We start from the raw sequence: 26,832 nt of genomic DNA on the forward strand, positions 1-26,832 counted from the left end.
GTGCCGACCGGGGGGCGACTCCCGGAACCCCGGCCGATCCGAATCACCCGGCGCGGACTTGCGAGGTAGGAACCAGTGAAGATCTGGCTCGACGGCGGGCTGCAGGACATCCAGTCCGCCCGTGTCTCCGTCTTCGACCACGGGCTGACCGTGGGCGACGGCATCTTCGAGACGGTGAAGGCGGTGGACGGCCGCCCGTTCGCGCTGACCCGGCATCTCGACCGGCTGACGCGCTCGGCCCGGGGCCTCGGCCTTCCCGATCCCGACCACGACGAGATCCGCCGCGCCTGTGCCGCGGTCATCGAGGCCAACCCGATGCCGCTCGGCCGGCTGCGCATCACCTACACCGGCGGCCACGGCCCCCTCGGTTCCGACCGCGGCGAGCACGGCCCGACCCTCGTCGTCGCGCTCGGCGAGACCACTCGGCACGCCGACTCCACGGCCGTGATCACCGTTCCGTGGACCCGCAACGAACGCGGCGCGGTCACCGGCCTGAAGACGACCTCGTACGCCGAGAACGTCGTCGCCCTCGCCCGCGCCCACCAACACGGCGCCACCGAGGCCCTGTTCGCCAACACGGTCGGGCAACTCTGCGAGGGCACCGGGTCGAACGTCTTCGTCGTCGTGGACGGCGAGATCCACACGCCGCCGCTCGCCTCGGGCTGTCTCGCGGGCATCACACGCGCGTTGACGATCGAGTGGACCGGCGCGAAGGAGACCGACCTTCCGCTGGACGTGCTGGAGCGGGCCGAGGAGGTCTTCCTCACCTCCACCCTGCGGGACGTCCAGGCCGTGCACCGCATCGACGACCGCGAACTGCCGGGCGTACCGGGCCCGGTGACCGCCAAGGCCATGCGGATCTTCGACGAGCGGTCCGGGGAGGACCTGGACCCGTAGAGCGGGGAAAATGGGCTGCCGTTGGCCGGAAGGGTGGGTAGAACACCCCTGATGACCACGACCCTGCGGCCGACCGAGCCGCTTCAGCGCAATGAGGACGGGACACGTTCGCGCCGCTATCAGGTGTGCGTGAACGGCCGTCCCGTAGGCGACCTTCACCTGGGGACGCATCCCGTTTTCGGCGACACGGTGGCCCGGATATCGGAGCTGCGGATCGAGGAACCGGACCGGCGGCGCGGCCGGGGCACCGTGGCCGCTCTCGCCGCGGAGGAGGTGGCGCGCGGCTGGGGCTGCCGGCGCATCGAGGCGACGGTCCCCGGTGACGCCGCACCGGCGCTGCGTCTCGCCACGGCGCTCGGTTACGTAGTACGCAACCGGGGCATGGAGAAGGACCTAGGCGACACCCCGCCCGATCTTCGCCCGGGGAGCCGGGCCCGGCCCATGACGGAGGCCGAGTACGGATCGTGGCTGGCCGAGAGCCACGAGGGATACATCCGCAGCTGGGTCGAGCGCGGGGTCCCGGAAGCCGAGGCCCGGGCGAAGTCCGAGCGGGACCACGCGGCGCTTCTGCCGGAGGGTCTTCGTACGCCGGACACGTTCCTGAGCGTCCTCGAGCACGAGGGAACGCCGGTGGGCACCCTGTGGGTCGGCGCACGCGACGGCCAGGCCTTCGTCTACGACGTCGAGACCGACGCCGCCCACCGGGGCAAGGGACACGGCCGAACGCTGATGCTGGTGGCCGAGGTCCAGGCGATCGTCGCCGGGCACCGGGGCATCGGCCTCAACGTCTTCGCGGGCAACACGCCCGCCGAGCGGCTCTACGAGTCGCTCGGCTACAGGACGACGCTGTACGCCCTCTACAAGGCGTTGTAGTAGCGGCCGGTCAGGTGCCCGCCTGCTCGGCCAGCAGCCGGTCCGCGATCTCCTCGATGCGCTCGCGCAGGCCCTCCTGGCTCTTGCCGCCGTCGAGGCGCTCGCCGCCGATCACGTACGTCGGGGTGCCGGTCACGCCGATCGCCTTGCCCTCGGCCTGGTCGGCGTCGACGATCAGGGTGTGCCGGCCGTCGATCAGCGCGGTGTCGAACTCCTCGGCGTCCAGGCCGAGCTCCCGGGCCACCTCGACCAGGAAGGGTTCTCCCTTACGGTCCAGCTCCTCGACCCGGCCCAGCACCGCCTCGACATACGCCCAGCCCTGCCCCTGCTCCAGCGCCTCCTCCGCGGCCTGCGCGGCGGCGAAGGCGTGCTTGTGCTTCTCCAGCGGGAAGTGCCGCAGCCGCAGTTCCAGCCGGTCGCCGTAACGGGCGCGCAGGGCACGGAGATCGTCCAGGGCGCTGCGGCAGTCGGAGCACTGCAGCTCGCACCAGACGTCGAGGACGGGGGCGGCGGGGCGGTCGGGGGAGGAGTCGCTCATGGCCCCAGTCTCCCAGCCCGCTCACGGACACCCCAATCCGACCTGGCACTCCGCCCGGCGGTCCCCGGCTTCGGCGCCGATAGGGCCTGGCTTCGGGGCCTCTCGTGCCTGGCTTCGGCTCCCGTCGTCCCAGGCTTCGGCGTACGTCGGTCCCGCTTCGGTGCCTGTAGGCCCGGTTTCGGCTCCGGTAGGGCCCGTCTCGGCGTCCGTCGGCCCCGGTCTCGGCGTCCGTCGGTCCCGCTTCGGTGCCTGTAGGTCCCGGCTTCGGGCCCGTCGCTCTGGTCGTACGCCCCCACCGGCACCTTCGGAGGAGACGACCCGGAGATGTCCCTGATGTCCGGCCCAGGCATGGCCGGGCGGGGTTGCCGCGGTGCAGGATGGGAGGAGGGGAACGAGGTGCCCTGACCTCGACCCAGCCTGCCTGGAGGACCGGATGATTGCCGAGACCGTCTGTTCCGCCGTCGCCGCGGCCGGCCTGGGCATCGCGGCGGTCACGGCGTACCGCAAGCGGTTCCTCGCGGCCGCGCGGATGGCTGCGTACTCGCTGGTGCCCCTCGGCCTGGTGATGACCGGTGTCGTCGACTGGCTGGCGGACACTGCGTTCAGCCCGACCGCCTGGGCGGGCTTCGGGGTCCTCGGCGTGTCCTGGCTGCTGTTCGCGAGCACGCGCGCGGTGGAGCGCCGCCGCGGCGGCACCCGCAAGGAGCGCAAGGAAGCCCGCGCCGCCACACAGCGCGAGGCGGTGGCGCCGGAGGCCTCCGCGCCCTCACTGGGCCCGGGCAGGCGTCAGGCGACCCGGCCCGCGACCGCACCCCGGGCCGATGCCGGCGACGACTTCAGCGACATCGAGGCCATCCTGAAGAAGCACGGCATATGACGCCCGCGGCCAGGACTGAAACGACACAGTGGGTCGCGGCCCGTCCGTAAGTGATCACGACTCGAACCGGACATCGCGGAATTCGGCGAACTCCCGCTCACTCCGGGCGTGTTGATCGCGCGGCGCGGGGCAACTGCGCCATCATCGCCGCGAGATGCTGGACACGACTCAAAGCGAGGCCGCGCCACCTCAGGACGAGCCTCGCGGGTGCCTCTTCGCCCTTTCCCAGCCACCGCTGATGATCTTCCTTGCGGTGATCGGGTGTCTGCTGCTCATGGCTGCGCTGCACGACCTGCTGCTGCTGTGAGCCGTACCCGCGGTCCCCGGCGCCACCCGCCGGGGGCCGCGTCGACGCACCTGTCGTGCCGGCGCGTCGACGATCGCCGGTCAGCCGGCCGCTTCCTTGCGGCGCGCCCGGTAGGCGGCCACATGCAGACGGTTTCCGCAGGTACGGCTGTCGCAGTACCGCCGCGAACGGTTCCGGGAGAGATCCACGAAGGCATGCCGGCAGTCCGGCGCCTCACAGCGCCGCAGCCGCTCCTGCTCTCCGGCCACCACGAAGAACGCCAGCGCCATGCCGCAGTCGGCGGCCAGGTGGTCGGCGACGGAGGCGCCGGGGGCGAAGTAGTGCACATGCCAGTCGTAGCCGTCGTGGTCGGTGAGGCGGGGGGTGGTGCCCGCGGCGGCGACCAGCTCGTTGATGAGCGCGGCCGCACGCCGCGCGTCCGGCTCCGCGAAGATCGCGGCGAACCGCCCGCGTACCTTGCGCACCGCCGACAGGTCGAAGTCGGAGAGCACCCCGACATCGCTGATCTCGTGCTTTCGTACGAAATCCTCGAGAGCCGCGACGTCGGGCAGCCCGTCCGGTGTCCCGTCGTCCTCCGGTGCGGTGTTCACCAGATCCACCACGGCATCGAGCGCACACCGGGTGTCGTGGGTGATCAGCACGTTTCGCTCCCTGGCCTGGGGGGTCGGGCGGGCGCCCGTCGATGCTGGCCGATGGTAGTGGCATCCGCCGGTGCTGCACCGGCCCTGCCCCCGCTGGTGACGTCGATTACAACGCCGTAGCGGCGCCGACGGTTCCCGATGCGGGCCACCGGCCTGCTCCCCGGTCCCCGAACGCATACCAACGCCGCCCCCGGCGGTGCGGAGACGGCGCGGCTGTATGCCGTATGCGGTTGTCTTGGCCCGAGCCGTCTCCCCGAGTCGACGGCGCCGGGCGGCTTGCGGGGGCCTCGCCCCTAGCTTTCCGCCAGGATGTGCGAGAGCTCCTGATCGAGATCGAAATGCCGATGCTCCGTGCCGGGAGGCACAGCGGCATCCGTTCGCTTCAAGAAGGACTCCAGAGCCCGTGCCGGGGCCTCGAGCAGCGCCTCGCCCTCCGGAGAGCTCAGGGCGATGCAGACGACGCCCTGGCCGTGACTGCGCGACGGCCAGACACGGACGTCGCCGGTTCCGGTGGGCCGGTGGAGGCCCTCCGCGAGGAGGTCGCGGGCGAACACCCACTCGACGGTCTCCTCGGCTCCGGTGTGGAAGGTGGCGTGCACGGCGTAGGGGTCGGCCGTGTCGTACCGCAGGCCTGCGGGGACAGGCAGGGAGGACTCGCTCGACACAACGAGGCGCAGGTGCAGCTCGCAGCTGACCGTGGTGTTCATAAGCGCCAGGGCCTTTCGCTCAGTGTGCGCTCGGGGATTCGCACGTCGGCGAAATCGACATGCCACCTACGGTGCCGTTGTAAACCCCTCTGAGTGTTTTGCGTGCGTTTACGTAACTCTTCCGGCCGAGAACCCGTTCGCGAGGTACGACCATTCCGGTGACTGGTTTCCGTCCGGTAGGGTTTGGCCGTATGAATACGGGGAGTAACGAGCCGGGCGGGGTTGCCATGGCGACGGACGAGACCGAAGTGGACGGTGTGAAAGGCGACAGCGAGCAGGGGCTCGGCTCGAGAGCGCCGGAGTTCATCAAGGCCCGGCGCCTGCTGCACATGAGCTGGCAGGTGGGCATCTTCATCATCGGCCTCGCGATAGTGGTCCTCGGCATCATCATGCTGCCGCTCCCGGGTCCCGGCTGGGTCGTGATCTTCGGTGGCATGGCCGTCTGGGCGACCGAGTTCGTCTGGGCCCAGCTCGTGCTGCGCTGGACCAAGCGCAAGGTCACCGAGGCGGCCCAGCGGGCCCTCGACCCGAAGGTGCGCCGCCGCAACATCATCCTGACGTCGATCGGCCTCGTGATCGTGGGTGTGCTCGTCGGGATATACCTGTGGAAGTTCGGCATCGTCATGCCCTGGAAGATCAAGGACCAGTGATCCGCAACGGGGGTGCGGTCGTCGGCCGGTGCGGGTTCGCGCTGGTCACGCGCACCCCCTGACATGGGGTAATGTTCTTCCTGCGCCCGGGCGATTAGCTCAGTGGGAGAGCGCTTCGTTCACACCGAAGAGGTCACTGGTTCGAACCCAGTATCGCCCACCCGGATCCGGCGGCCCGTCTGCGACAGTGCAGGCGGGCCGCCGTCGTTCGTGCCCGGAGCGGCGTGAGAGGGCATGCCGTGAGTGACGGTTAAGGTCTCGTCGGCGCGCCGCATCGCGTGAGGTGTCGCTCCGTCAACTTCCGGATTGCAGAGCAGTTTCAGCCGACCGGTTCACGTCCGCGACGGCCGGCTTCTTGTTCGAGTTGTCGATCACACGTCTCTCACCTGCGACGACGCTCCGCACGCCCGGCCCTCCCGGCCTCACGCCCCGTCAAACCGCCGAAGCGGCCGACAAGAAATTCCTGTCCGAATCATTGACGCACCCACGGGCCCTCCGTAACTTGTGCCAGCAAGCGCTTACTTGAAACGATTCATGCAGGCGGCAACGCAGCGTTGCGGGGAGGCTCGACGGTGAGAACCAGCAGGAATGTTGAGAGGCGTACGATCCTGAAGGCGGCCGGCGCCACGGCGGCCACACTCGGGCTGGCCGCGACCACGGCATGCGGTGGCGGCGATGGCGCCTCCGCCGACGGGACGGTGACGCTCCGTTACGCGTGGTGGGGTGGCGAGCCGCGCACCATCGCCATCAAGAAGACGATCGCGCTCTTCGAGAAGAAGTACCCGAAGATCAAGATCAAGCCTGAATTCACCGACTACGAGGCCTTCTGGGAGAAGTTCCAGACGCAGGCCTCCGGCGGAAATCCCCCGGACGTTTTCCAGAACGCGGTCGCTTTCATGCGCAAGTACGACAAGCGCGGTGTTCTGATGGACCTCAAGTCGCAGGCGGACGCCGGGAATCTGAGCCTGGAGAACTTCCGCAACGGTGTTCTGGCGAACGGTCAGGTCGACGGCAAGCAGATCGGCATACCCGTCGGCGCCAACACCATGGCGCTCGTCATCGACCTCAAGGCCTTCAAGAAGGCCGGCGTCGAGACGAAGATGGGCTGGACCTGGGACGAGTACTTCGATGCGCTGCAGACGATCCAGGACAAGCTCAAGATCGCCGGCGACACCGGCTACTTCAGCATCATGTACCTCTACGACCTGTATCTGCGGCAGAACGGAAAGGCCTTCTTCACCGACTCCGATCTCGGCTTCACCGAGGACGACCTGACGCAGTGGTGGGAGGACGGCTACAAGCGCGTGAAGTCCGGGCTCGTCGCCGACCCGAAGAAGATCGAGCAGGTCAAGCCCAAGTCAGGTCTGTCGGCGGGCCTCGCCGCGTCCGAGTTCACCTGGGACAACTTCTCCATCCGCTACGAGGGCGAGGGCGAGTCGGACTACGGGCTCGCGCCGATCCCGACGATGGACGGCAAGGACACCGGCCAGTACCTGGGTTCGCTGATGCTCAGCGCCTTCTCCGGGACCAAGCACCCCAAGGAAGCCGCACAGTTCATCGACTTCATGGTCCACGACCCCGAGGTCGGCAAGATCATGGGCTACGACCGCGGCATCCTCGCCACGACCGAGCAGTACGACGCGTTCACGCCCACCGACGCCAACAACAAGGGCGTCAAGGCGTACGAGGAGGAGGTCGCCAGGGCGGGCGTCCTCGGGAAGATCACCCCGCACCCGTCCGGTGCCGACGTCATCGAGGCGGCGTTCCTCCGCATCGGCGGCGAGGTCGCCCAGGGCAAGACCAAGCCGGCCGACGCCGCCAAGGCGCTGTTCAGCGAGGCCAAGGCCGCGTTCGCGGGCTGAGGGGACGTACCACCATGACGCTCGTCAAGGAAGCGCCCGTGCGCCCGGCCGGGAAGCGGTCCGCCGCTCCCGCCGCCGGGCGGCGCGGGCGGCGCCGCGAGAACCTCGCCGGCTACCTCTTCATGTCGCCGTGGATCGCGGGCTTCCTGCTGCTCACGGCGGGGCCGATGATCGCGTCGCTGTACTACGCGTTCACCAGCTACAACCTGTTCACGCCGCCCCAGTGGGTGGGGCTCGACAACTTCACGACGATGTTCCAGGACCCGCGCTGGCAGAAGTCGGTCGAGGTCACCCTGAAGTACGTCGTCGTGGCCACCCCGCTGAAGCTGCTGCTCGCGCTCGGCGTCGCGCTGCTGCTCGCCCAGAAGCGGCGCGGGCAGGGCCTGTACCGGGCCGCGTTCTACATGCCCTCGCTCATCGGTGCCAGCGTCTCCGTGGGCTTCGTATGGCGGGCGCTGTTCTCGGACGACGCGATCGTGGACCGCACGCAGAAGATCTTCGGCATCGACGTGGGGGGCTGGATCGGCAACCCGGACTACGTCATCTACGCCCTGGTCGCCCTGAGTATCTGGCAGTTCGGCGCGCCGATGGTCATCTTCCTGGCCGGCCTCAAGCAGGTCCCGCAGGAGCTGTACGAGGCCGCCGAGGTGGACGGCGCCGGTCCGCTGCGCAGGTTCTGGAACATCACGCTGCCGATGATCTCCCCGGTGCTGTTCTTCAACGTGCTGCTGGAGTCCATCCACGCGTTCCAGGTGTTCGGCTCCGCGTACGTCGTCTCCGACACCCGGTGCGGGCCCGCCGACGCCACGCTCGTCTACACCTGTTACCTCTACCAGAAGGGCTTCAAGGAGGCCCAGATGGGCTTCGCCTCCGCGATGGCCTGGACGCTGGTGGTCGCGGTCGCGCTCGTCACGGCGGTCCTGTTCTGGTCGCAGAAGAAGTGGGTGCACTACGAGGAGGCCGCCAAGTGACCAGTGCCACCACCCCCGTCGTCCGCACCGCCGACGAGCGGCGGCGCACCGGATCGATCGCCTGGCACGTGGGCGCGCTCGCCATCCTCGCGGTCGTCCTCTACCCCGTGATCTGGGTGGTCGGTGCCTCGTTCAAGCCGAGCAAGGACATCATCGCCAGCCTCGACCTGCTGCCCGCCAAGCCGGTCTGGGCGAACTTCTCCGGCCTCGCAGACGGTATCTCCGGCATCTCCATCAGCAGTTTCTTCTGGAACTCGCTGATGTACGCGGTCCTCGCCGTGGTCGGCGTCGTGCTGTCGAGCTCGCTGACCGCCTACGCCTTCGCCAAGATCAGGTTCGCCGGGCGGAACCTGCTGTTCACGCTGATGATCGGCACGCTGCTGCTGCCGTACCACGTGCTGCTCATCCCGCAGTACGTGCTGTTCCGCAACCTCGAGCTCACCGACACCCTGGTGCCGCTCGTCGCGGGCAAGTTCCTGGCCACGGAGGCGTTCTTCGTCTTCCTGATGGTGCAGTTCATGCGCGGGTTGCCGCGCGAGCTGGACGAGGCGGCCAAGCTCGACGGCTGCGGGCACCTGCGGACCTACTGGTCCATCGTGCTGCCGTTGAGCCGCCCCGCCCTCATCACCAGCGCCATCTTCACTTTCATCAACGCGTGGAACGACTTCATGGGGCCGTTGATCTACCTCAACACCCCCGACAAGTACACCGTCTCCCTCGGCCTGATGATGTTCCGCGACCAGGAGGGCATCTCCAACTACGGCAGCATGATCGCGATGTCGCTGGTGGCGCTGATCCCGGTCATCGCCTTCTTCATGGCCTTCCAGCGCTACCTCATCGACGGTATGGCGACGTCCGGACTGAAGTGAGGTGATTCCCATGGCCCAAGCGCGTGTGAAGGCCCGCAGGCTGTCCTTCCTCGGGGGCGAGCGGTTCGCCGTGTTCGCCGAGTGTCTGCTCACCGGGGTGTGGATCGCCGTCGCCTCGCTCGGGATCATCACCTACCCCGCGGCCTTCGCCGCCGGCGCACGGCACCTCCGACGTCACACCGGTCATGAGGGCGGCGGCCTGCGGGAGTTCGTCGAGGACTTCCGTACGGCCCTGCGCGGCGGGTGGGTCGTAGGGCTCGCCGGGTGGGCGGTGGCCGCCGCGGTCTGGGTGGACGTCCTGGCCGCGCGGGCCGGGATCCCTGGCGGACCGTTCGTCGGGGCCGTGGGCATCTTGGCGCTGATCGGGCTGGTCGTGGCCCTGCTGCGGGCGGCGGCCGTCTGGACGCCCGATGTGTCCTGGCGGGCGCTGCTCGCGGACGCCGGGCGGCGGACCGTGCTCGATCCCGCGGGGTCCTTTCTGATCGTCGGCGGGCTGGGCGTCGTAGCCCTGTCCGCCGCGTTCATCGCGCCGCTGGCGGTTCCCGTCCTGGGAGCCGTCGCGGCGGCGGCCGTCGCCGTGGAGGAGCGGTACCGGCACCGCTGACGGGCGGCCCCCCCGCACAAGTGTCGGCGCCCTGGGCGTCGTACCTCTATCTGTCATGCCCCTGACCAGCTGTTCGCATCCCGCACGGAAGGAAAGAGCATGTCTCCCATCCCTCGCAGGTCCCTCCTCAAAGCGGCGGCCGTCGCCGGTGCTGCCGCGCAGTTCAGCTGGGCGCTAGGGGCCAAGGACGCACAGGCCGCGCCGAGAGCCGCCGAGGCCGACGGTGATCCCGTGACCCTGGACTGGCTGGAGGACGGCGGGCTGGGGGCCGCGCCCGGCTCCACGCTCGGTGTCCCCTGGCCGAAGGGCGTCTACCAGGAGGACCAGACCTTCGCGATCACGGACGCGGACGGCAAGTCCGTGCCCGTGCAGTCCTGGCCGATCGCCTACTGGCCGGACGGCTCGCTCAAGTGGACCGCCCACGCGGTCAGTTCGGGCAACGGCAAGCTCACCCTCGCCGCGGGCGAGGCCGCCGTACCGGACAAGGAGGTCAGCGTCGACAAGAGCGGCGGCACGATCACCGTGTCCACCGGTGTCATCACCGCGAAGATCGGCAAGTCCGGTGCCACCCTCATCAAGTCCGTCACCCGCGGCTCCACCGAGGTCGCCAAGAACGGCAAGCTGGTGCTGATCCGTCAGCCCGAGATCGAGGACGAGGACCAGGGCTCGGTGAAGACCGAGCGCTTCGACGGGGCCATCTCCGAGGTGAAGGTCGAGCAGGAGGGCCCGGTCCGCGCGGTCGTCCGCATCGACGGCAAGCACCGCAAGGGCGACCGCAGCTGGCTGCCGTTCTCGATCCGGCTGTACTTCTACGCGGGCGCCGACTCCTTCCGCATGGTGCACACCATCACCTTCGACGGCACCCAGGAGCCGGGTAAGGCGAGCGGCGACTTCGTCCGCGGCATCGGCGTGCGCTTCACCGTGCCGATGCGGGACCAGTCGTACGACCGCCACATCCGCATCGGCGGCGAGGGCACCGGTCTGCTGCGTGAGGCGGTCAAGGGCATCACCGGGCTGCGCCGGGACCCGGGCGCGGCGGTGCAGGCGGCCCAGTACGAGGGCAAGAAGCTCCCCGACCCGTCGACCTGGGACCAGCGGGTCACCACCCGCCTCCAGTACATCCCCGAGTGGGGCGACTACACCCTCTCCCAGCTCTCCGCCGACGGCTTCACCGTGCGCAAGCGCACCAAGAAGGGCCACGGCTGGATCGGCGCCGGCGGTGGCCGCCGTGCCTCCGGCTTCGGTTACGTCGGTGGCGTGAGCGGCGGGTTCTCCTTCGGCCTGAGGGACTTCTGGGAGAAGTTCCCGGCCCAGCTCGACATCCGCGACGCCCAGACCGACGAGGCCACCGTCACCCTCTGGCCCTGGTCGCCGGAGGCGCAGCCCATGGACCTGCGCTTCTACCACGACGGCATGGGCCAGGACACCTTCGCCGAGCAGCTCGAGGGCCTCAACATCACCTACGAGGACTACGAGCCGGAGTTCGGCACGCCGTACGGCATCGCCCGTACGTCGGAGCTGTTGTTCTGGGCCAACGAGTCCACGCCCTCACCGGAAGCCCTGGCCCACCAGGTCGAGGCCGTACGCGTGCTGCCGCAGCTCGCCGCGCCGCCGAAGCAGCTCATCAAGGCCAAGGTCTTCGGACCGGGTCTGTACTCCGAGCCCGACCGTTCCACCCCGGCCAAGGCCAAGATCGAGGACCACCTCGACTTCCTCTTCACCTACTACAAGGACCAGGTGGAGCAGCGCCGTTGGTACGGCTTCTGGGATTACGGCGACATCATGCACACCTACGACACCGTCAGGCACCAGTGGCGGTACGACATCGGCGGCTACGCCTGGGACAACTCCGAGCTCTCGCCGGACCTGTGGCTGTGGTTCGCGTATCTGCGCTCCGGGCGCGCGGACATCTTCCGGTTCGCCGAGGCGATGACCCGGCACACCGGTGAGGTCGACGTCTACCACCTCGGGAAGTGGGCCGGCCTCGGCACGCGGCACGGTGTGCAGCACTACGCCGACAGCGCCAAGCAGCAGCGCATCGCCAACACGACCTACCGCCGCTACTACTACTTCCTCACCGCGGACGAACGCGTCGGCGACCTCATGCACGCCAACGTCGACTCCGACGAGACGTTCCTCGTCCTCGACCCGCTGCGCAAGGTCCGCACCGAGCCCTACACGCCCGACCGGCACGCCCTGTCGATCGGCTTCGGCACGGACTGGAGTGGTCTGGTGTCGGCCTGGCTGACGGAGTGGGAACGCAAGGGTCCCAAGTGGGAGAAGGCCAAGGCGCGCGTGCTGTCGACGATGGAGGGCATCGCCGCCCAGCCCAACGGCTTCGTCCAGGGCAGCGGGCTGTACGACCTCGACACGGGCAGGTTCGCCGTCGCCGACAAGCCGGTGGTCGGCGTCTCGCACCTCTCCGCCGTCTTCGGCCTCAACGAGCTGTGCGCCGAGCTCATCGACCTCGTCGACATGCCCAAGTTCAACGAGGCGTACTTCGACTACTGCCGCTACTTCAACGCGACGAAGGCCGAGCAGGCGGCACGCTACGGCTCCAACTTCGGCACCCTGCTGCTCTTCCAGGGGCACTCGCGCCTCGACGCGTACGCCGCCGTGAAGACGGGGGACGAGAAGCTGGCCAAGCGGGCGTGGGAGAAGTTCTACAACTCCGACGGGTACAAGGAGTCGGCGCCCTGGAGGACGGAGAAGCTGAGCGGGCCGGATGCGTTGGTGCCGGGTAGCGAGGCTTCGTGGATATCTACCAACGACACCGCGTTGTATGGTCTCGCAGCCATCGAGAACCTGGCCCTGCTCGGGGACAGAATGCCGTAACGGTTTGTGGGGACTGCGGGGCTGTTGTGGCTGGTCGCGCCCACGCGGCGGAGCCGCAGATCGATACAGCCCCGCGCCCTGTCGGGGCGCTTCAGCGCATGTTCCCCAAGAAATCCCGCATCCTTCGGGCATCCCTGAGGCGCTGTTCGTACGTCGCCCCCAGTGCGAGCAGCAGCAGTCCGGCCAGGGCGGGCGGCACCCAGCGGGGAAGTGCGTCGGTCACCTGGGCGATGTATGGGGCGAGTTCGTGCAGCGCGTCCAGGGCGAGGACCGTGCCGCCGAGCAGCAGGGGTGTCTTGAGGTGGTGCCCGGCGCCCAGCAGGGTGACCGACAGGGCCCCGAGGCCGAGCAGCAGAGGGCGCGTCCAGTCCGGGTCGCCCCAGGCCGTGACCAGGCTCGGCACGAGGGTGGCGGCGAGTCCGGGGCCGTACGCCGTCCAGGACGAGACCTGTGGGTCGCGGCGCCTGCGCAGGGCACCGACCAGCAGGGCCGGGACGGTGACCGGCAGTGTGTACGCCTCGGGCATCCCGACGTCCCACGCCGCCAGGCGCACCCATGTGGCCGGCACGAAGAGGGCGGCGGAGGCGTAGGCGACGGGGCGGCGGTCGGGCCGGATCGCCGTACCGGCCGTGATCACACCGCAGAGGGCCAGGATCAGGGCGAGTATCGGCAGGTCCGTCGAGGCCGCGGCCAGCGCGACGGCGAGCAGGCCGGCCGCCGCGCCCGCCACCTCGACCGGGACCGTGGCACGTGAGCCACCGAGCCGTGCGGCGAGCAGGGCCGCCGCCACCGGGACCGCCAGCACCAGCAGGGCGGTGTACTGCGGCTGCCAGCCGGCTGCGGCGCCCGTCGCACAGGCGAGGCCGGTGGCGTACCCGAGCGCGGCCGGGGCCGTGACGGGGGCGAGGTGCGGCTTCAAGGAGGCCGCCGCGAAGAGTGCCGTCAGGGCGGACAGCACGGTGAGGGTCGCGGGCTCGGTGGTCAGCGAGAGGAAGGCCAGGGTGACGGAGGTGAGGAGGGCGAGGACCGTGGCGGTCGGGCCGAGGGTGAGGAGATCGAGAGCGGCAACGGCAGTGGTGGTGGTCGGTCGAGGGGGCGAGGAGATGGTCGATGCAGGGGGCGGTGTCGGATCAGGCTGCTCCGGGGAGGCCGCAGAGGGCTCTTCCGTGGACGCCGCCGACGGCTCCTCCGTGACCGTTTCCGCCTCCGGGCGCCCGGCCGGCCGTATCCACGCCGCTACCGCAAGGGCTCCGGCCGTAGTGATCCCGAACGCCACCAGGCCCAAGGCATAAGGGACTTCGAGCACCGCGGGAAGGACCAGCGCCGTCGCCCAGGCCAGCACCAGCACCCCGGTCAGGACCCGAGGCCGCCAGAGCGCGTCACGCACCGCAAGAAGCAGTACGGCGGCGACGACAGCCAGGACGACGGGCACCGCTTCCGCGTGCGGCGGCCACGGCGCGTCGACCAGCACCGCCTGTCGTACGTCTCCCGGCGCCCCGGACCACACCTGCTCCGCCCAGGTGACCGGACCCAGCAGGGTGATCCCCACCAGGGGCAGCGTCCACAGCAGGGCAAGCCCCTGTACGGCAGCGGAGGCGTGGACGAGCCCGCGGCGTACCGTCTCCGGCAGCCGGTCCACCCGTACCGCCGCCAACAGGGCGACCCCGAACGCGAGATACGCCGGAACCGTCCACCCGTCCGGCACCACGGAACGGGCCGTGCCACCGAGCGCGGCGACCGTGACGAGGCCGGCGGCGACCGCGAGGCCGCCTGCCTGCCTCTCGGCGACCTGCTGCCACGCCGCCGTCAGCACGACGCCCGCCGCAAAGAGGAGGAGCGCCGCCGCACGGGCGGCGGCGCTCGGGCCGGTGGCCGTCCAGGACAGCCAACCGGCGGCCAGAACACCCCAGGCGCCCATGCCGTACGCACCGATCACCGCGGTGATCCGTACGGAACCGGCGGGCACCCGGAGCGCCACACCCGTGTCGAACCCGGCCGTCACGAGCACTGCGCACGTGACCGCGAACAGGTCCGCGTCGGCCGCCACCGCCCAGAGCGTCAGCGGAAGCTGGGCCGCGACCAGCGCGGCGGGCAGAGGCAGACGCAACTCGCGGGTGCGCGGCAGCAGTCCGTACGCCGTCCACAGGGCCGCCAGTACCGCCGACGCGGCCGCGATGTAGCCCGTGGCGTCCACGTCGGCCAACGTGACCTGGTGCAGCGCATACGCGTCCAGCACGGTCAGCGCGAGCCCGAGGCCCGCCACCGACTCGGCCGTCGACCGCAGCCCGCGCTTGAGCAGCGGCACCGGCGCGGCGAGCACCGCCACCGTGACCCCGCCGAGCACCGCAGCCCGCCCGGTGATCCCCATATGCCCCCAGCTGACCAGCGTGAACGCCACCGCGGCGATGGTGAGCAGGACCCCGCCGAGCAGGAGCAGGACGTTCTGGACCCGGGGTGCCGAGGTCTCGGGACGTGCCGAGGTCTCGGGGCGCGGCGGCGCGAACAGGGCCGGGGAGGGCGTGGCCGCCGCTTGGAGCGCGGTGACCAGCCAGGCGCGGCGATGCAGCAACTGGGCGCGGCGGGCGTCCAGTTGGCGCAGCTCGGCGTCGAGGAGCCGCAACTCCTCGGCCGGGGGCGGAAAGTGCGTCATGCCTGGAGTGTGGTCCGCGTCACGTCGTAAGGCATGAGTGTGCGTACTCAGAACGTACTCAGATGCAGCGGAAACCTCCTGCCGGGTGCAGACTCGGCCCATGGACTGGAGCCACTACCGCTTCCGCAGCCGGTGGGCCCTGCCCGCCCCTCCCGCCGCCGTCTACGACCTGCTGGAACAGGCCGAGGACTATCCCCGCTGGTGGCCCCAGGTGCGCGAGGTGGACCGGATCGACGACACCACCGGCGTGATCACGATCCGCTCCGCCCTCCCGTACGACATGACCTTCACCGCGCGCGAGGTGCGGCGGGACCGGGAGGCGGGAGTGCTGGAGATCGCGATGCGCGGCGACATCGACGGCTGGGCGCGCTGGACCCTCACCGCGCACGACCGCGGGACCGTCGCCCGTTACGACCAGGTCGTCGACGTGAACAAGCCGCTGCTGAGGCGTCTCGCCGTGCCCGGGCGGCCCGTCTTCCGCGCCAACCACTGGCTGATGATGCGGGCCGGCCGGCGCGGACTGATCGCGTACTTGGCCGGCGGCCATCAAGCGGTTTGAAGGAAACGCGCCGGGACCTGTATTGTTCAGTGCGTTCCCGGGCGATTAGCTCAGTGGGAGAGCGCTTCGTTCACACCGAAGAGGTCACTGGTTCGAACCCAGTATCGCCCACCGGGAGAAAGCCGGTCCGTCTGATACGGACCGGCTTTTCCGCTGTTCACGCCGCCGCCGGCAGATCCGGTCGCAGCGGCCACGCCGGGTCCACCGCCTCCTCGCTGCCGCTGCGCGCGAACCACGCCTGCAACCCACGTGCCTGTGCCGCGTGCCACACCGCCTGCAGCGTGTGCAGCTCGGCGGGGGACAGGCGCTCCAGGCGGGCGGCGAAACGGCGCCCCACCGCCCGTACGACCTCCAGCGACGCCAGTGCGTCCGCCGCCGCGTCATGCGCACCGTCCAGCGTGACGTCGTAGTGCGCGCACAGGTCGGTCAGGGTGCGGCGGCCCTTGCGATAGCGGTCCAGATGCTTGTCCAGGACCCGTGGATCGAGCACCAGCAGAGGCGTCGCCTCGAACCAGTGGTCCAGGGACGAGGCGCGATGCCGGCGCAACTCGCGGTCCAGCAAGGTCAGATCGAACGGCGCGTTCATCACGACGAGCGGCCGCGCCGCCGCCGCTTGCGCGGCCAGTTCCTCGGCTATCTCATGCATCACCGGCGCCGGCCAGCGGCCGTTGCGCTGCAGGTGTTCCTCCGTCAGTCCGTGCACCGCCGTCGCCGCCTCCGGCACCGGAACACCCGGGTTCACCAGCCACCGGGTCACCCGCGGCCGGGTGCCCGGGGCGTCCTGGACGACGACGGCCGCCGACACGATCCGGTCGGTCTCGACGTCCACGCCTGTCGTCTCCGTGTCGAATGCCGCCAGCGGGCCCTCATACCAGCACGCCATACCTACACAACCCCTCGTTCACCCACGGCAGCTGACGCACCGTCTTCTGCCCGTTTGGTGATACCCGGACCGTTTGCGCCGTACGCCGGAAGGACACAACAGGAGTGCGGGTCTTTGCAGTTCAGCGGCCCGGACGGGGACTCACTTGGCGTGGAAGGCTGTTCGTCATGGCGATAGCGCAGCCCGAGCGGGGCGGGCTGCTGCCCGAACGCACGGGCCCCCATCGCGGTTCACTCGCCACCACCGCCTGCATGGAGACACTGCAGGTGGGCTATCTGCACGCCGTCGCGGCGGCGGCCGGGTGCTCGCTGTCCCAGCCGTTTCCGGACAACGGCATCGACTGGCACGTCAGCCACAGCGCGCCCGGCCACACGGTCGACGACGAGGTCACCATCAAGGTCCAGCTCAAGGCGACCTACCAGCTCCCGCCGAACCCGCCCGGCCGCTTCTTCTCCTTCACGCTCGACAACGACCACCTGGCGAAGCTCGCCCGCACGCCGGTCTCGGTGCACAAGATCCTGGTCGTGATGATCGTGCCGCGCTCCCAGGAGCAGTGGCTGCGGGCCGGCCACGACCGGCTCGATCTGCGGCACTGCTGCTACTGGGTCAACCTGGCCGGCCACCCGATCACCGGGCGGCGGCGGACCAGCGTGCGGATACCGACCTCACGCATCTTCGACGACCGGGCGCTCTGCGAGATCATGACGCGGGTCGGGACGGGAGGCAGACCATGACGCACCGCCCCCTGGAGGAACCACTACGACCGGTACGGCCGCACCCGGTCGACGCGTCCTGGGACCGTCCTCCCGAGCCCGGCGACGTCGACCCCGCCGTGCTCAGTGCCCTGCTGCAGCGGCACGGCTGGCAGCGCCGCGGGGGAGCGGCGGGGCGCTACGGCCGCTGGACCCCACCCGGGCCGGGCGGCACCGGCACGAGCCTGCTCGTCCCCGAGTCCCGCGCCTTCCCCGACAGCGACGACCTGCTCGGCGAGGCTCTCGTCGCCCTGTCCCGCAGCGGCATGCCCTCCGCGCGCGAAGTGCTGGTCGGGCTGGCCGTGCCCAGCGACGAGATCCGCTGGTGGCGGGACGCGCCCAGTGGGCCGGTCGGGGCCGCGCCCTGGACGGTCGAGGAGGAACTGCGCACCGCCGCCCGCCAGATGCTCCTCGCCGCGGCGCTCGCCACACGCGCGCGTGCCGGCTACTACGGCGCCCGGCACCGCCGCTCCGCCGCCGCGATGCTGGAGAGCGTCCTCGTCGGCCCCGCGGCGGGCGGCCGCGGCCTCACCGCCTTCGTGCCCGTCGCCACCGGGCGCCCGCTCGCCGTACGCCTCCACCAGGCCCTGTACGCCGCCCGCGAGGCCATCGACTACCAGCGGGCCACCGGCGGCATGGACGCCTTCGACGGCGCCGTCGAGGCGGGCGTCAGCCGCGAGCTCACCGAAGCGCTGGTGGCGTTGGTGCGCGGGACCGAGGGTGCGCGCATCGCCGTCGAGTGGGCGCCCGCCGCCGGAGTGCCCGAGGACTGCGTGGCCGGTGTCGAGCCCGTCGAGTTCTCACCGGGCGACCTGCCGGCACTGCGCGAGGCCGGGGCCCGCTATCTGCGCGAGGAGCCGTCCGTGCCGGTCAGGCTCACGGGTGCGGTCGTACGGATGCGCAGGTCGGGGCCGCGCGGTGAGGGCACCGTACGGCTACGGGTCCTCGCGGGCGCCGAGGTGCCGCACGTCCGGCTGACCCTGGACGAGGAGGCGTACCGCATCGCCGGGCACGCGCACCTCGTCGGACTGCCGGTGCGGGTGCACGGGCGGCTGGAGAGCCGGGGTGGGTTCCGCAAGGTGACGGGGGCCTCCGGGGTTGTGCCGGTGCAGGTGGATGAGGCGGAGCGGGACCGGCTGATGAAGTCGTTGCAGGAGGATCTGGACTTTTTTGGGGAGGCTTGCGGCGGGGATGACGGTGAGGACTGAGGAGGGGCGGGTGCAGGGCTAGGCCTTGCAGCGGGGTGCTGAATTTCTGGCTCGGTCGCCTACGGGGCGCCACATGCCGGTGTCGAGAGCACGACCGTGCTCAGCCCTTCGGGCCTCCGCGCGCTCGTGCTCTCGACACCGGCGCGCCCCTTCGGCTCCCTCGCGGCCGGTGTCGTCGGGACAGTGGCTGTTGGTGGGCCGTTGCTCGGTGTTGGTGTGGGCTGGTTGGCCCGGGCGCCCTGTGTCGGCCGCGGTTCGGCAGCGCCCTGAAGGGGCGCGGGGCTGTATCAATGTGCGGCTCCGCCGCGTGGGCGCGGCCAGCCACGACGAAGCCGCAGACGACCACCGACCCGTCACGGCCCTCCCAGCGGAGCGCTCAGGTGACCGTTTCGCGGTCGACCGTCCAGGGTCGGTACGATCGCGTAATGCGCGCGCTCCTGGTATGGCGCCGCACCCCACCTTCAGTCAGGAGAGACCGGTGTCAGACGTCCGTGTGATCATCCAACGCGATTCCGAGCGGGAAGAGCGCGTGGTGACGACGGGCACTACGGCCGCCGACCTCTTCGCCGGCGAGCGCTCGATCATCGCCGCGCGCGTGGGCGGCGAGCTCAAGGACCTGTCGTACGTGCTCTCCGGCGGCGAGGAGGTCGAGGGCGTCGAGATCTCCTCCGAGGACGGTCTCAACATCCTGCGCCACTCCACCGCGCATGTGATGGCGCAGGCCGTGCAGGAGCTCTTCCCCGAGGCCAAGCTGGGCATCGGCCCGCCCGTCAAGGACGGCTTCTACTACGACTTCGACGTCGAGAAGCCGTTCACGCCCGAGGATCTCAAGGCCATCGAGAAGAAGATGCAGGAGATCCAGAAGCGGGGGCAGAAGTTCGCCCGCCGTGTCGTGACGGACGAGGCCGCCCGCGAGGAGCTCGCCGAAGAGCCGTACAAGCTGGAGCTGATCGGCCTCAAGGGTGCCGCCTCCAGCGACGACGGTGCGGACGTCGAGGTCGGCGCCGGTGAGCTGACGATCTACGACAACCTGGACGCCAAGACCGGCGAGCTGTGCTGGAAGGACCTCTGCCGCGGTCCCCACCTGCCCTCGACCCGCCTCATCCCGGCGTTCAAGCTGATGCGCAACGCGGCCGCCTACTGGCGCGGCAGCGAGAAGAACCCGATGCTCCAGCGCATCTACGGCACCGCCTGGCCGTCCAAGGACGAGCTCAAGGGCTACCTGGACTTCCTCGCCGAGGCCGAGAAGCGCGACCACCGCAAGCTGGGCAACGAGCTCGACCTGTTCTCCATCCCGGAGCAGATCGGCTCCGGTCTTGCCGTGTTCCACCCCAAGGGCGGCATCGTCCGCCGGGTCATGGAGGACTACTCGCGGCGCCGCCACGAGGAAGAGGGCTACGAGTTCGTCTACACCCCGCACGCCACGAAGGGGAAGCTCTTCGAGACGTCCGGGCACCTGGACTGGTACGCCGAGGGCATGTACCCGCCCATGCAGCTCGACGAGGGCGTGGACTACTACCTCAAGCCCATGAACTGCCCGATGCACAACCTGATCTTCGACGCGCGCGGGCGTTCCTACCGTGAACTGCCGCTGCGCCTCTTCGAGTTCGGGACCGTGTACCGGTACGAGAAGTCGGGCGTCGTGCACGGCCTGACGCGCGCGCGTGGCTTCACGCAGGACGACGCGCACATCTACTGCACGCGCGAGCAGATGTCGGAGGAGCTCGACAAGACGCTCACCTTCGTCCTCGGCCTGCTGCGTGACTACGGCCTGACCGACTTCTACCTCGAGCTGTCGACGAAGGACCCGGAGAAGTTCGTCGGCTCGGACGAGGTCTGGGAGGAGGCCACCGAGACGCTGCGCCAGGTCGCCGAGAAGCAGGGTCTGCCGCTGGTTCCGGACCCGGGTGGCGCCGCCTTCTACGGCCCGAAGATCTCCGTGCAGGCCAAGGACGCCATCGGCCGCACCTGGCAGATGTCGACCATCCAGCTCGACTTCAACCTGCCGGAGCGCTTCGACCTGGAGTACACCTCCGCGGACGGCTCCAAGCAGCGTCCGGTCATGATCCACCGGGCTCTCTTCGGCTCGATCGAGCGGTTCTTCGCCGTCCTGCTCGAGCACTACGCGGGCGCCTTCCCGGCCTGGCTGGCCCCGGTCCAGGCGATCGGCATCCCGATCGGCGACGCGCACGTGGACTACCTGGAGAAGTTCGCCGCGGCGGCCAAGAAGAAGGGGCTGCGTGTCGAGGTCGACTCGTCCTCCGATCGCATGCAGAAGAAGATCCGCAACGCCCAGAAGCAGAAGGTGCCCTTCATGGTCATCGCGGGCGACGAGGACATGGCCAACAACGCCGTCTCCTTCCGCTACCGCGACGGCTCGCAGGAGAACGGCATCCCCTTCGACGAGGCCATCGCGAAGATCGCGCAGGTCGTCGAGGAGCGGACGCAGGTCTGATCCGGCACACGCACATCGAGGGCCCTCGGGGAGTTCAGCTCTCCGGGGGCCTTTCGTCGTCCCGGTGGGAAAAGGCCTGAAGGAGCCATGAGGCGAACGTGCCGGTCACGGCACCCAGCAGCGCCAGCCCGATGGCCATGATCCCCACCGCGATCAGCCGTCCGACCGGTGTGACGGGGACGATGTCCCCGTAGCCGACGGTGGCGAGGGTCGCGCAGGTCCACCACACGGCGTCGCCGAAGGTCTGGATGGTCGCGTCCGGGGCGTCGCGCTCGTGGTGGAAGACGGCGAGAGCCCCGCTGAAGCCGAGCAGCAGCGTGGACAACCCGGTGTAGACGATCACGCGCGCGTGCAGGCCGAGCAAGGGCCGCCCGTGCCGGCGCTGCACGGTCTCGTAGAGCCTGACCATCCGCAGCGGGCGCAGCAGCGGCAGGATCACGACGACGGTGTCCAGCCAGTGCGTGCGCACGAACCGCAGCCGCTGCCCACTGAGTCGCCAGCGCACTGCGTAGTCGAGGGCGAACACCGCCCAGGCGGTGAGCAGCACGGCGAGGCAGATGTCCTTCCAGACGGCGGGCAGCAGCCGGTCCGCGAGGACACGGACCGCGTACGCGGCCAGGAAGAGCAGCGATGCGATGGCGAGAGGGCCCCCACTGCGGCGCTCCCACTCCTGCGCGCGACGGTCGGGCGTACGGCTGTCGTCCATCGGCCCAGCTTGGCTCGGAGCGGTCGGCAGAACGCCCCGGCGACACGCCGACCACAGGTGAAGCCATATGCTGCACGCATGACGAGTGAGCCGGAGCAGCAGTGGGGAGTGGGGATCCAGGACGCGTTCCAGCGTCTGTGGACGCCCCATCGGATGGCCTACATCCAGGGTGAGAACAAGCCGACCGGCCCCGGAGCGGACGACGGCTGCCCCTTCTGCTCGCTCCCGGCCAAGTCCGACGAGGACGGACTGATCGTCAAGCGCGGAGAGCAGGTGTACGCGGTCCTCAACCTGTACCCGTACAACGGCGGCCACCTCATGGTCGTGCCCTACCGTCACGTCGCCGACTACACCGACCTCACCGAGCCGGAGACCGTCGAGCTCGCCGCCCTGACCAAGCAGGCGATGACGGCCCTGCGCACCGCCTCCGGCGCCCATGGCTTCAACATCGGCATGAACCAGGGCACGGTCGCCGGCGCCGGCATCGCGGCCCACCTCCACCAGCACATCGTCCCGCGCTGGGGCGGCGACACGAACTTCATGCCGGTGGTGGGGCATACGCGGGTGCTGCCGCAGCTGCTCGCCGATACGCGGAAGATGCTGGCGGAGGCCTGGCCGGCCATTTGATCTGGCGCAGCCTGCGGGCAGTCGTGCCGCTGGGGCGATGGGGGTCCCCCCGCTCGAGCGAAGCCGAGAGTGGGGGGAGGGTGGGCGCATGCGTCACCCCGCTCGCGCCGGGTTGCGCGCCCACCCCCGCTCAGCTGCAGCGCAGGGCAACCGAAAACGAGCCCTACGCGTCGTACAGGTCCGCTTTCCGAGGCGTCGGATCCTGCACAGCCGTACTGAGGAACGCCGAGCGCGTACCGAACTTCTCGGTGTCCACCCCGTTCTCCTCCAGCACCTTGATCGCCGCCGCATGCACCACCCGCAGCACCGGCGTAGCCGCCCGCAGCGCATCGTCGGCCATGAACCGGTGCCGCCACGGCTGATCCGCCCACGCATGCCGGAGCCCGAACGGCTCCGGCAGCCCTATCGTCCCGCCGAGCCAGTTCAGCAGCGGCGGATACCAGGAGATCGGGGCCCGGACCGCCAGCCGTACCACCTCGTCGCTGTTCACCAGCGGAAGCTTGATCTTGCGGGTCTCCCACGGCTTCAGTGACTTGGCGACCTCCTTGGTCGGCGCCTCGGGCTTCTCCTGGAACAGCCCGTTCACCGGGCCGAGGGCATGTCCGGTGACCTCGATGCGCAGCGTCTCGTGCAGCACGGTCACCGTGATCAGCATGGTGATGATCAACTGCCCGTCCCAGAGCGTCCACTGGACGCCCAGGTAGTGCCGGTCCCCGCTGCCGAACTGCTGCTTGTTGCAGATGTCCTGTATCGCATGCGACTTGACCTGGTACGCCTCGACGTCCGTGCCCTCCGGCCGGGACACCGCCTTGGCGCCCTCGGCGATCGGCGTGACGACCCAGTGCCGTATCGAAGGCTTGGGGAAACCGCCGGTGTTCAGCGGACCGCGCTCCAGCATGCGCAGCTGGTCGTGGATCGAGCGGATGACGTCCCAGCTGCGGAACGGGTGGATCTCCCGGGTGGGGTCGGCCGGCACCAGGTCCTCGGCCAGCTGCCAACTGCCCCAGCGCGTGCCCATGCCGAGTATCCCCTTGGGCCCGGCGTAGAACACGGAGTTGGACTGCTGCTCGGCGCTGAGCTTGGCGAGGGACTGGCGGAGCTGTTCGGCCTGGGTCTCGGTGGGGCTGGTCGGGACCGCCTCCGGAACCTTGGCGCCGACGCTGCTGCCCGCCAGCAGGCTGTCCCAGCGCTCCCGCAGGTCCTTCGCGGTGCGCTCGCAGACCTGCTTGGCCCAGAACCAGCCGACCACCGGCATGACGACCGAGGCCCGCGCATACCAGGCCCAGAAGCCGGAGAACGGCATACGGATCAGGAAGAGCACGGCGAGCGCGCCCGCCGCGACGAGCAGTGCGGAGGCGAGCGCGCCGCCCCGCTTCTCGTCCCGCCTGGTGATGGTGGTCCGCAGCTGGAAGATCAGGAGCCACACCAGCAGCCCGGGCAGGAACAGCACGCCGCAGATCACCATGATGGCGCTCAGCATCCGGTCGCGGGCCTTGCGGATGTTGTTGGCGGCCAGACAGTGCTCGACGACGACCTGCGGCTCGGTGCCGAAGGACTGGATCAGGGGCTTGCGGCCGCTGCCGAGCATGCGGTCGACGACGGCCCGGGAGTAGGCCTCACCCAGGTTGGGCCGGAAGATCCTCGCCCACTTGCGGCCTGCCTTGACATCGGTCTGATGCCATTCGTTGTCGGCCTTCTTGATGTCCTCGTAGGGGTTGTCCCGATAGGCCGCCGAGGCCAGCGCGAACGTCGCCGTCTGTCCCTCGCCGGCCGTGCGAGGCACCTGCGGACCGAAGATGTCCGCGTAACCGCCCTCAACGGTCATTCCCGCCCCCGATCGCCGCACTCTCGCTTCTGCGGCCTTCCCGACTTCCGCCCTGTGCACACCTGTTGATCAATCATCAGCGTATCCGGCCCCCCTGACAATCGTCGGCGGACGGCCGAAGCCGCCCGCCGACGCGGAGGGGAGCGTTCCGCAAACGCTGTTCCATGGCATCGGGACATGCCACGTTGGTGGCGCCGGGCGCCAACTACGAGGCGGCGCGCTCCTCTTCACGAATCCTTTCTGCGATCTGCGACGGCATCGGTTCGTGCCGCGCGTAGGAGCGGTTGAAGCGTGCGGTGCCGTGGGACAGCGACCGCAGGTCGACGGCGTACCGGCCGATCTCGATCTCGGGCACCTCGGCCTTGATGACCGTGCGGCCACCGCTGGTCTGCTCGGTGCCGAGGACGCGGCCGCGCCGCCCGGACAGATCGCTCATCACGGCGCCGACGTAGTCGTCGCCGACCAGGACGGACACCTCGGCCACCGGCTCCAGCAGATGGATCTTCACGTCCGCCGCCGCCTCCCGCAGCGCGAGCGCGCCGGCCGTCTGGAACGCGGCGTCGGAGGAGTCCACGGAGTGCGCCTTGCCGTCGAGCAGCGTGACCCGGATGTCGACGAGTGGGTAGCCGGCCGCAACTCCCTTGGCCGCCTGGGCCCTTACGCCCTTCTCCACCGACGGGATGAACTGCCGCGGGACCGCGCCGCCGACCACCTTGTCGACGAACTCGATGCCCGAGCCGCCCGGCAGCGGCTCCACCTCGATCTCGCAGATGGCGTACTGCCCGTGCCCGCCGGACTGCTTGACGTGCCGGCCGCGGCCCGCCGACCTGCTCGCGAACGTCTCCCGCAGGGAGACCTTGTGCGGGACGACGTCGACCTGCACGCCGTAGCGGCTGCGCAGCCGTTCGAGGGCCACGTCCGCGTGCGCCTCGCCCAGGCACCACAGCACCACCTGGTGGGTGTCCTGGTTCTGCTCGAGCCGCATGGTCGGGTCCTCGGCGACCAGCCGTGACAGCCCCTGCGACAGCTTGTCCTCGTCCGCCTTGCTGTGCGCCTGGATGGCGAGCGGCAGCAGCGGGTCGGGCATCTGCCAGGGCTCCATCAGCAGCGGGTCGTCCTTGGCCGACAGCGTGTCGCCGGTCTCCGCGCGGCTCAACTTCGCCACACAGGCCAGATCGCCCGCGATGGCATGACTGAGGGTGCGCTGCTGTTTGCCGAAGGGCGCGGACAGGGCGCCGATCCGCTCGTCGACGTCGTGGTCCTCGTGTCCCCGGTCGGCCAGCCCGTGCCCGGAGACGTGCACGGTCGCGTCGGGGCGCAGGGTGCCGGAGAAGACGCGCACCATCGACACCCGGCCGACGTACGGGTCGGACGCCGTCTTCACGACCTCCGCGACCAGCGGCCCGTTCGGATCGCACAGCTTCAGCTCGCGCGGCTTGCCGTCCACCGTGGTGACCCGGGGTGCCTCGCGCTCCAGCGGGGTCGGGAAGCCCCGCGTGATCAGCTCGAGCACCTCGACCGTGCCGAGTCCCTGCCGGGCCCCGTCGGCGGCCGGGGCGGCGGCCAGGACGGGGAAGAACGTGCCGCGCGCGACGGCTCGCTCCAGGTCCTCGATCAGCGTCTTGACGTCGACCTGCTCGCCGCCGAGATACCGGTCCATGAGGGTCTCGTCCTCGCTCTCCGCGATGATCCCCTCGATCAGCCGGTTACGGGCCTCCTCGATCTCCGGCAGCTGGTCCTCGACCGGTTCGGCCTCCTTGCGCTCTCCGGACGAGTAGTCGAACAGTTTCTGCGACAGCAGCCCGATCAGACCGGTCACGGGCGCGTGCCCGTCCGGGCCCTGCGGGCCGTGCAGCGGCAGATACAGCGGGAGCACGGCGTCGGGGTCGTCCCCGCCGAAGGCCTCCGCGCAGATCCGCGTCATCTCCTCGTAGTCGGCCCGCGCGGCCTCCAGGTGCGTGACGACGATCGCGCGCGGCATGCCGACGGCCGCACACTCCTCCCACACCATGCGGGTCGAGCCGTCCACGCCGTCCGACGCGGAGACGACGAAAAGGGCCGCGTCCGCCGCGCGCAGACCGGCCCTCAGCTCCCCGACGAAGTCGGCGTATCCGGGGGTGTCCAGAAGGTTGACCTTGATGCCGTCCCATTCGACCGGCACCAGGGACAGCTGCACCGAGCGTTGCTGCCGGTGCTCGATCTCGTCATAGTCGGAGACGGTGCCGCCGTCCTCCACACGGCCCGCCCGGTTCACTGCCCCCGCGGTCAGCGCGAGAGCCTCCACCAGAGTCGTCTTGCCGGATCCGCTGTGGCCGACCAGCACCACATTCCGTACGGACGCGGGGTGGTCGGCCGCTGTAGCCCTGCCGGCGGCTCCGGGGTGTGCGTTCGCCTTGTCGCCCATGATCCTGCCTCCCGTGCACGGTGAGGTCACTGTGGGCGCGGACATGCGGATCCGCGTGCGATGGCGGCTCCGGTGACGCCCGCGGTTCTTCGAGCTTTCCACTCCCGTCACGGTGCGTCCATACGAAGGACG

Annotated in this window: 23 protein-coding genes and 2 tRNA genes; 17 read left to right on the forward strand and 8 right to left on the reverse strand. The window is 70.0% G+C overall.

Features of this window, described 5'->3' with window-relative positions; translation table 11 throughout:
* Positions 1–75 precede the first annotated feature (75 nt).
* Positions 76–897 carry an aminotransferase class IV gene (locus ACZ7L6_RS36760; RefSeq protein ID WP_471931679.1) on the forward strand — a complete coding sequence of 274 codons (822 nt, stop codon included), beginning with the start codon at positions 76–78 and terminating at the stop codon, positions 895–897.
* 51 nt (positions 898–948) lie between these two features.
* The gene (locus ACZ7L6_RS36765) at positions 949–1,770 is read left to right on the forward strand and encodes a GNAT family N-acetyltransferase (protein WP_471931681.1); all 822 of its coding nucleotides are present in this window, start codon (positions 949–951) and stop codon (positions 1,768–1,770) included.
* Positions 1,771–1,780: 10 nt separating this feature from the next.
* On the opposite strand, the gene ACZ7L6_RS36770 is transcribed toward ACZ7L6_RS36765, so the two are convergent.
* Positions 1,781–2,308 carry a DsbA family protein gene (locus ACZ7L6_RS36770; RefSeq protein ID WP_471931683.1) on the reverse strand — a complete coding sequence of 176 codons (528 nt, stop codon included), beginning with the start codon at positions 2,306–2,308 and terminating at the stop codon, positions 1,781–1,783.
* 433 nt (positions 2,309–2,741) lie between these two features.
* On the opposite strand from ACZ7L6_RS36770, the gene ACZ7L6_RS36775 reads away from it, so the two are divergent.
* Positions 2,742–3,185 (forward strand): hypothetical protein, encoded by a 444-nt coding sequence (locus ACZ7L6_RS36775; RefSeq protein WP_471931685.1) that lies wholly within the window; start codon positions 2,742–2,744, stop codon positions 3,183–3,185.
* 154 nt (positions 3,186–3,339) lie between these two features.
* Positions 3,340–3,492, forward strand: a complete 153-nt coding sequence (locus ACZ7L6_RS36780) for a hypothetical protein (RefSeq protein WP_004002639.1) — start codon at positions 3,340–3,342, stop codon at positions 3,490–3,492.
* Positions 3,493–3,572: 80 nt separating this feature from the next.
* On the opposite strand, the gene ACZ7L6_RS36785 is transcribed toward ACZ7L6_RS36780, so the two are convergent.
* Together ACZ7L6_RS36785 and ACZ7L6_RS36790 are read right to left on the reverse strand one after the other, a co-directional pair.
* Positions 3,573–4,133, reverse strand: a complete 561-nt coding sequence (locus tag ACZ7L6_RS36785) for a CGNR zinc finger domain-containing protein (RefSeq protein ID WP_471931687.1) — start codon at positions 4,131–4,133, stop codon at positions 3,573–3,575.
* Between the two features lie 293 nt (positions 4,134–4,426).
* The gene (locus ACZ7L6_RS36790; RefSeq protein WP_004002642.1) at positions 4,427–4,840 is read right to left on the reverse strand and encodes an SsgA family sporulation/cell division regulator; all 414 of its coding nucleotides are present in this window, start codon (positions 4,838–4,840) and stop codon (positions 4,427–4,429) included.
* 191 nt (positions 4,841–5,031) lie between these two features.
* Here ACZ7L6_RS36790 and ACZ7L6_RS36795 point away from each other — a divergent pair, with 191 nt between their 5' ends.
* The 7 genes from ACZ7L6_RS36795 (at position 5,032) to ACZ7L6_RS36825 (ending at position 12,631) form a co-directional block, all read left to right on the forward strand.
* Positions 5,032–5,490: a TIGR02611 family protein gene (locus tag ACZ7L6_RS36795; RefSeq protein WP_471931689.1), complete on the forward strand. Its 459-nt coding sequence runs from the start codon at positions 5,032–5,034 to the stop codon at positions 5,488–5,490.
* Between the two features lie 88 nt (positions 5,491–5,578).
* Positions 5,579–5,650: transfer RNA gene (locus ACZ7L6_RS36800), tRNA-Val, on the forward strand.
* Positions 5,651–6,062: 412 nt separating this feature from the next.
* Complete coding sequence (locus ACZ7L6_RS36805) at positions 6,063–7,352, forward strand: extracellular solute-binding protein (RefSeq protein WP_471931691.1); 1,290 nt, start codon at positions 6,063–6,065, stop codon at positions 7,350–7,352.
* A gap of 14 nt (positions 7,353–7,366) precedes the next feature.
* The gene (locus tag ACZ7L6_RS36810; RefSeq protein WP_471931693.1) at positions 7,367–8,323 is read left to right on the forward strand and encodes a carbohydrate ABC transporter permease; all 957 of its coding nucleotides are present in this window, start codon (positions 7,367–7,369) and stop codon (positions 8,321–8,323) included.
* Positions 8,320–9,192, forward strand: coding sequence for a carbohydrate ABC transporter permease (locus tag ACZ7L6_RS36815; RefSeq protein WP_471931695.1), 873 nt, complete (start codon positions 8,320–8,322; stop codon positions 9,190–9,192). The genes ACZ7L6_RS36810 and ACZ7L6_RS36815 overlap by 4 nt, the downstream gene beginning before the upstream one ends.
* 10 nt (positions 9,193–9,202) lie before the next feature.
* Positions 9,203–9,796, forward strand: a complete 594-nt coding sequence (locus tag ACZ7L6_RS36820; protein WP_471931697.1) for a hypothetical protein — start codon at positions 9,203–9,205, stop codon at positions 9,794–9,796.
* Positions 9,797–9,895: 99 nt separating this feature from the next.
* Positions 9,896–12,631 (forward strand): exo-rhamnogalacturonan lyase family protein, encoded by a 2,736-nt coding sequence (locus ACZ7L6_RS36825; RefSeq protein ID WP_471931699.1) that lies wholly within the window; start codon positions 9,896–9,898, stop codon positions 12,629–12,631.
* Positions 12,632–12,722: 91 nt separating this feature from the next.
* Here ACZ7L6_RS36825 and ACZ7L6_RS36830 read toward each other — a convergent pair whose 3' ends face one another.
* Positions 12,723–15,281, reverse strand: a complete 2,559-nt coding sequence (locus ACZ7L6_RS36830; protein WP_471931701.1) for an SCO7613 C-terminal domain-containing membrane protein — start codon at positions 15,279–15,281, stop codon at positions 12,723–12,725.
* Positions 15,282–15,381: 100 nt separating this feature from the next.
* Here ACZ7L6_RS36830 and ACZ7L6_RS36835 point away from each other — a divergent pair, with 100 nt between their 5' ends.
* Positions 15,382–15,840 carry an SRPBCC family protein gene (locus tag ACZ7L6_RS36835; RefSeq protein ID WP_471931703.1) on the forward strand — a complete coding sequence of 153 codons (459 nt, stop codon included), beginning with the start codon at positions 15,382–15,384 and terminating at the stop codon, positions 15,838–15,840.
* A gap of 39 nt (positions 15,841–15,879) precedes the next feature.
* Positions 15,880–15,951, forward strand: a tRNA-Val gene (locus ACZ7L6_RS36840).
* 46 nt (positions 15,952–15,997) lie between these two features.
* Here ACZ7L6_RS36840 and ACZ7L6_RS36845 read toward each other — a convergent pair.
* Positions 15,998–16,723 (reverse strand): exonuclease domain-containing protein, encoded by a 726-nt coding sequence (locus tag ACZ7L6_RS36845; RefSeq protein ID WP_471931705.1) that lies wholly within the window; start codon positions 16,721–16,723, stop codon positions 15,998–16,000.
* Positions 16,724–16,890: 167 nt separating this feature from the next.
* Here ACZ7L6_RS36845 and ACZ7L6_RS36850 point away from each other — a divergent pair, with 167 nt between their 5' ends.
* From ACZ7L6_RS36850 to thrS, 3 genes are all read left to right on the forward strand, one after another.
* Positions 16,891–17,457, forward strand: a complete 567-nt coding sequence (locus tag ACZ7L6_RS36850) for a DUF4365 domain-containing protein (RefSeq protein ID WP_433037766.1) — start codon at positions 16,891–16,893, stop codon at positions 17,455–17,457.
* Positions 17,454–18,683 (forward strand): hypothetical protein, encoded by a 1,230-nt coding sequence (locus ACZ7L6_RS36855; protein ID WP_471931707.1) that lies wholly within the window; start codon positions 17,454–17,456, stop codon positions 18,681–18,683. The genes ACZ7L6_RS36850 and ACZ7L6_RS36855 overlap by 4 nt, the downstream gene beginning before the upstream one ends.
* A 478-nt stretch (positions 18,684–19,161) precedes the next feature.
* The gene (gene thrS / locus ACZ7L6_RS36860) at positions 19,162–21,138 is read left to right on the forward strand and encodes a threonine--tRNA ligase (protein ID WP_471931709.1); all 1,977 of its coding nucleotides are present in this window, start codon (positions 19,162–19,164) and stop codon (positions 21,136–21,138) included.
* A 34-nt stretch (positions 21,139–21,172) separates the two neighbouring features.
* Here thrS and ACZ7L6_RS36865 read toward each other — a convergent pair whose 3' ends face one another.
* The gene (locus tag ACZ7L6_RS36865) at positions 21,173–21,844 is read right to left on the reverse strand and encodes a potassium channel family protein (RefSeq protein ID WP_471931711.1); all 672 of its coding nucleotides are present in this window, start codon (positions 21,842–21,844) and stop codon (positions 21,173–21,175) included.
* A 78-nt stretch (positions 21,845–21,922) separates the two neighbouring features.
* On the opposite strand from ACZ7L6_RS36865, the gene ACZ7L6_RS36870 reads away from it, so the two are divergent.
* Entirely contained in the window at positions 21,923–22,471 is a 549-nt protein-coding gene (locus ACZ7L6_RS36870; RefSeq protein ID WP_471931713.1) for an HIT family protein, read from the forward strand.
* A 163-nt stretch (positions 22,472–22,634) separates the two neighbouring features.
* On the opposite strand, the gene ACZ7L6_RS36875 is transcribed toward ACZ7L6_RS36870, so the two are convergent.
* Entirely contained in the window at positions 22,635–24,296 is a 1,662-nt protein-coding gene (locus ACZ7L6_RS36875; protein ID WP_471931715.1) for a hypothetical protein, read from the reverse strand.
* A gap of 205 nt (positions 24,297–24,501) precedes the next feature.
* Positions 24,502–26,700 (reverse strand): elongation factor G-like protein EF-G2, encoded by a 2,199-nt coding sequence (locus tag ACZ7L6_RS36880; RefSeq protein WP_471931717.1) that lies wholly within the window; start codon positions 26,698–26,700, stop codon positions 24,502–24,504.
* Positions 26,701–26,832: the final 132 nt, after the last annotated feature.

It is taken from the genome of Streptomyces sp. NPDC107522 (assembly GCF_055657525.1).

Coding starts and splice junctions, on each gene's coding strand:
- ACZ7L6_RS36845 (WP_471931705.1), bottom strand. CDS start 16,723: ATGGCGTGCTGGTATGAGGGCCCGCTGGCGGCATTCGACACGGAGACG.
- ACZ7L6_RS36865 (WP_471931711.1), bottom strand. CDS start 21,844: ATGGACGACAGCCGTACGCCCGACCGTCGCGCGCAGGAGTGGGAGCGC.
- ACZ7L6_RS36880 (WP_471931717.1), bottom strand. CDS start 26,700: ATGGGCGACAAGGCGAACGCACACCCCGGAGCCGCCGGCAGGGCTACA.
- ACZ7L6_RS36825 (WP_471931699.1), top strand. CDS start 9,896: ATGTCTCCCATCCCTCGCAGGTCCCTCCTCAAAGCGGCGGCCGTCGCC.
- ACZ7L6_RS36790 (WP_004002642.1), bottom strand. CDS start 4,840: ATGAACACCACGGTCAGCTGCGAGCTGCACCTGCGCCTCGTTGTGTCG.
- ACZ7L6_RS36875 (WP_471931715.1), bottom strand. CDS start 24,296: ATGACCGTTGAGGGCGGTTACGCGGACATCTTCGGTCCGCAGGTGCCT.
- ACZ7L6_RS36810 (WP_471931693.1), top strand. CDS start 7,367: ATGACGCTCGTCAAGGAAGCGCCCGTGCGCCCGGCCGGGAAGCGGTCC.
- ACZ7L6_RS36780 (WP_004002639.1), top strand. CDS start 3,340: ATGCTGGACACGACTCAAAGCGAGGCCGCGCCACCTCAGGACGAGCCT.
- ACZ7L6_RS36855 (WP_471931707.1), top strand. CDS start 17,454: ATGACGCACCGCCCCCTGGAGGAACCACTACGACCGGTACGGCCGCAC.
- ACZ7L6_RS36830 (WP_471931701.1), bottom strand. CDS start 15,281: ATGACGCACTTTCCGCCCCCGGCCGAGGAGTTGCGGCTCCTCGACGCC.
- ACZ7L6_RS36765 (WP_471931681.1), top strand. CDS start 949: ATGACCACGACCCTGCGGCCGACCGAGCCGCTTCAGCGCAATGAGGAC.
- ACZ7L6_RS36820 (WP_471931697.1), top strand. CDS start 9,203: ATGGCCCAAGCGCGTGTGAAGGCCCGCAGGCTGTCCTTCCTCGGGGGC.
- ACZ7L6_RS36770 (WP_471931683.1), bottom strand. CDS start 2,308: ATGAGCGACTCCTCCCCCGACCGCCCCGCCGCCCCCGTCCTCGACGTC.
- ACZ7L6_RS36835 (WP_471931703.1), top strand. CDS start 15,382: ATGGACTGGAGCCACTACCGCTTCCGCAGCCGGTGGGCCCTGCCCGCC.
- ACZ7L6_RS36870 (WP_471931713.1), top strand. CDS start 21,923: ATGACGAGTGAGCCGGAGCAGCAGTGGGGAGTGGGGATCCAGGACGCG.
- ACZ7L6_RS36775 (WP_471931685.1), top strand. CDS start 2,742: ATGATTGCCGAGACCGTCTGTTCCGCCGTCGCCGCGGCCGGCCTGGGC.
- ACZ7L6_RS36850 (WP_433037766.1), top strand. CDS start 16,891: ATGGCGATAGCGCAGCCCGAGCGGGGCGGGCTGCTGCCCGAACGCACG.
- ACZ7L6_RS36795 (WP_471931689.1), top strand. CDS start 5,032: ATGAATACGGGGAGTAACGAGCCGGGCGGGGTTGCCATGGCGACGGAC.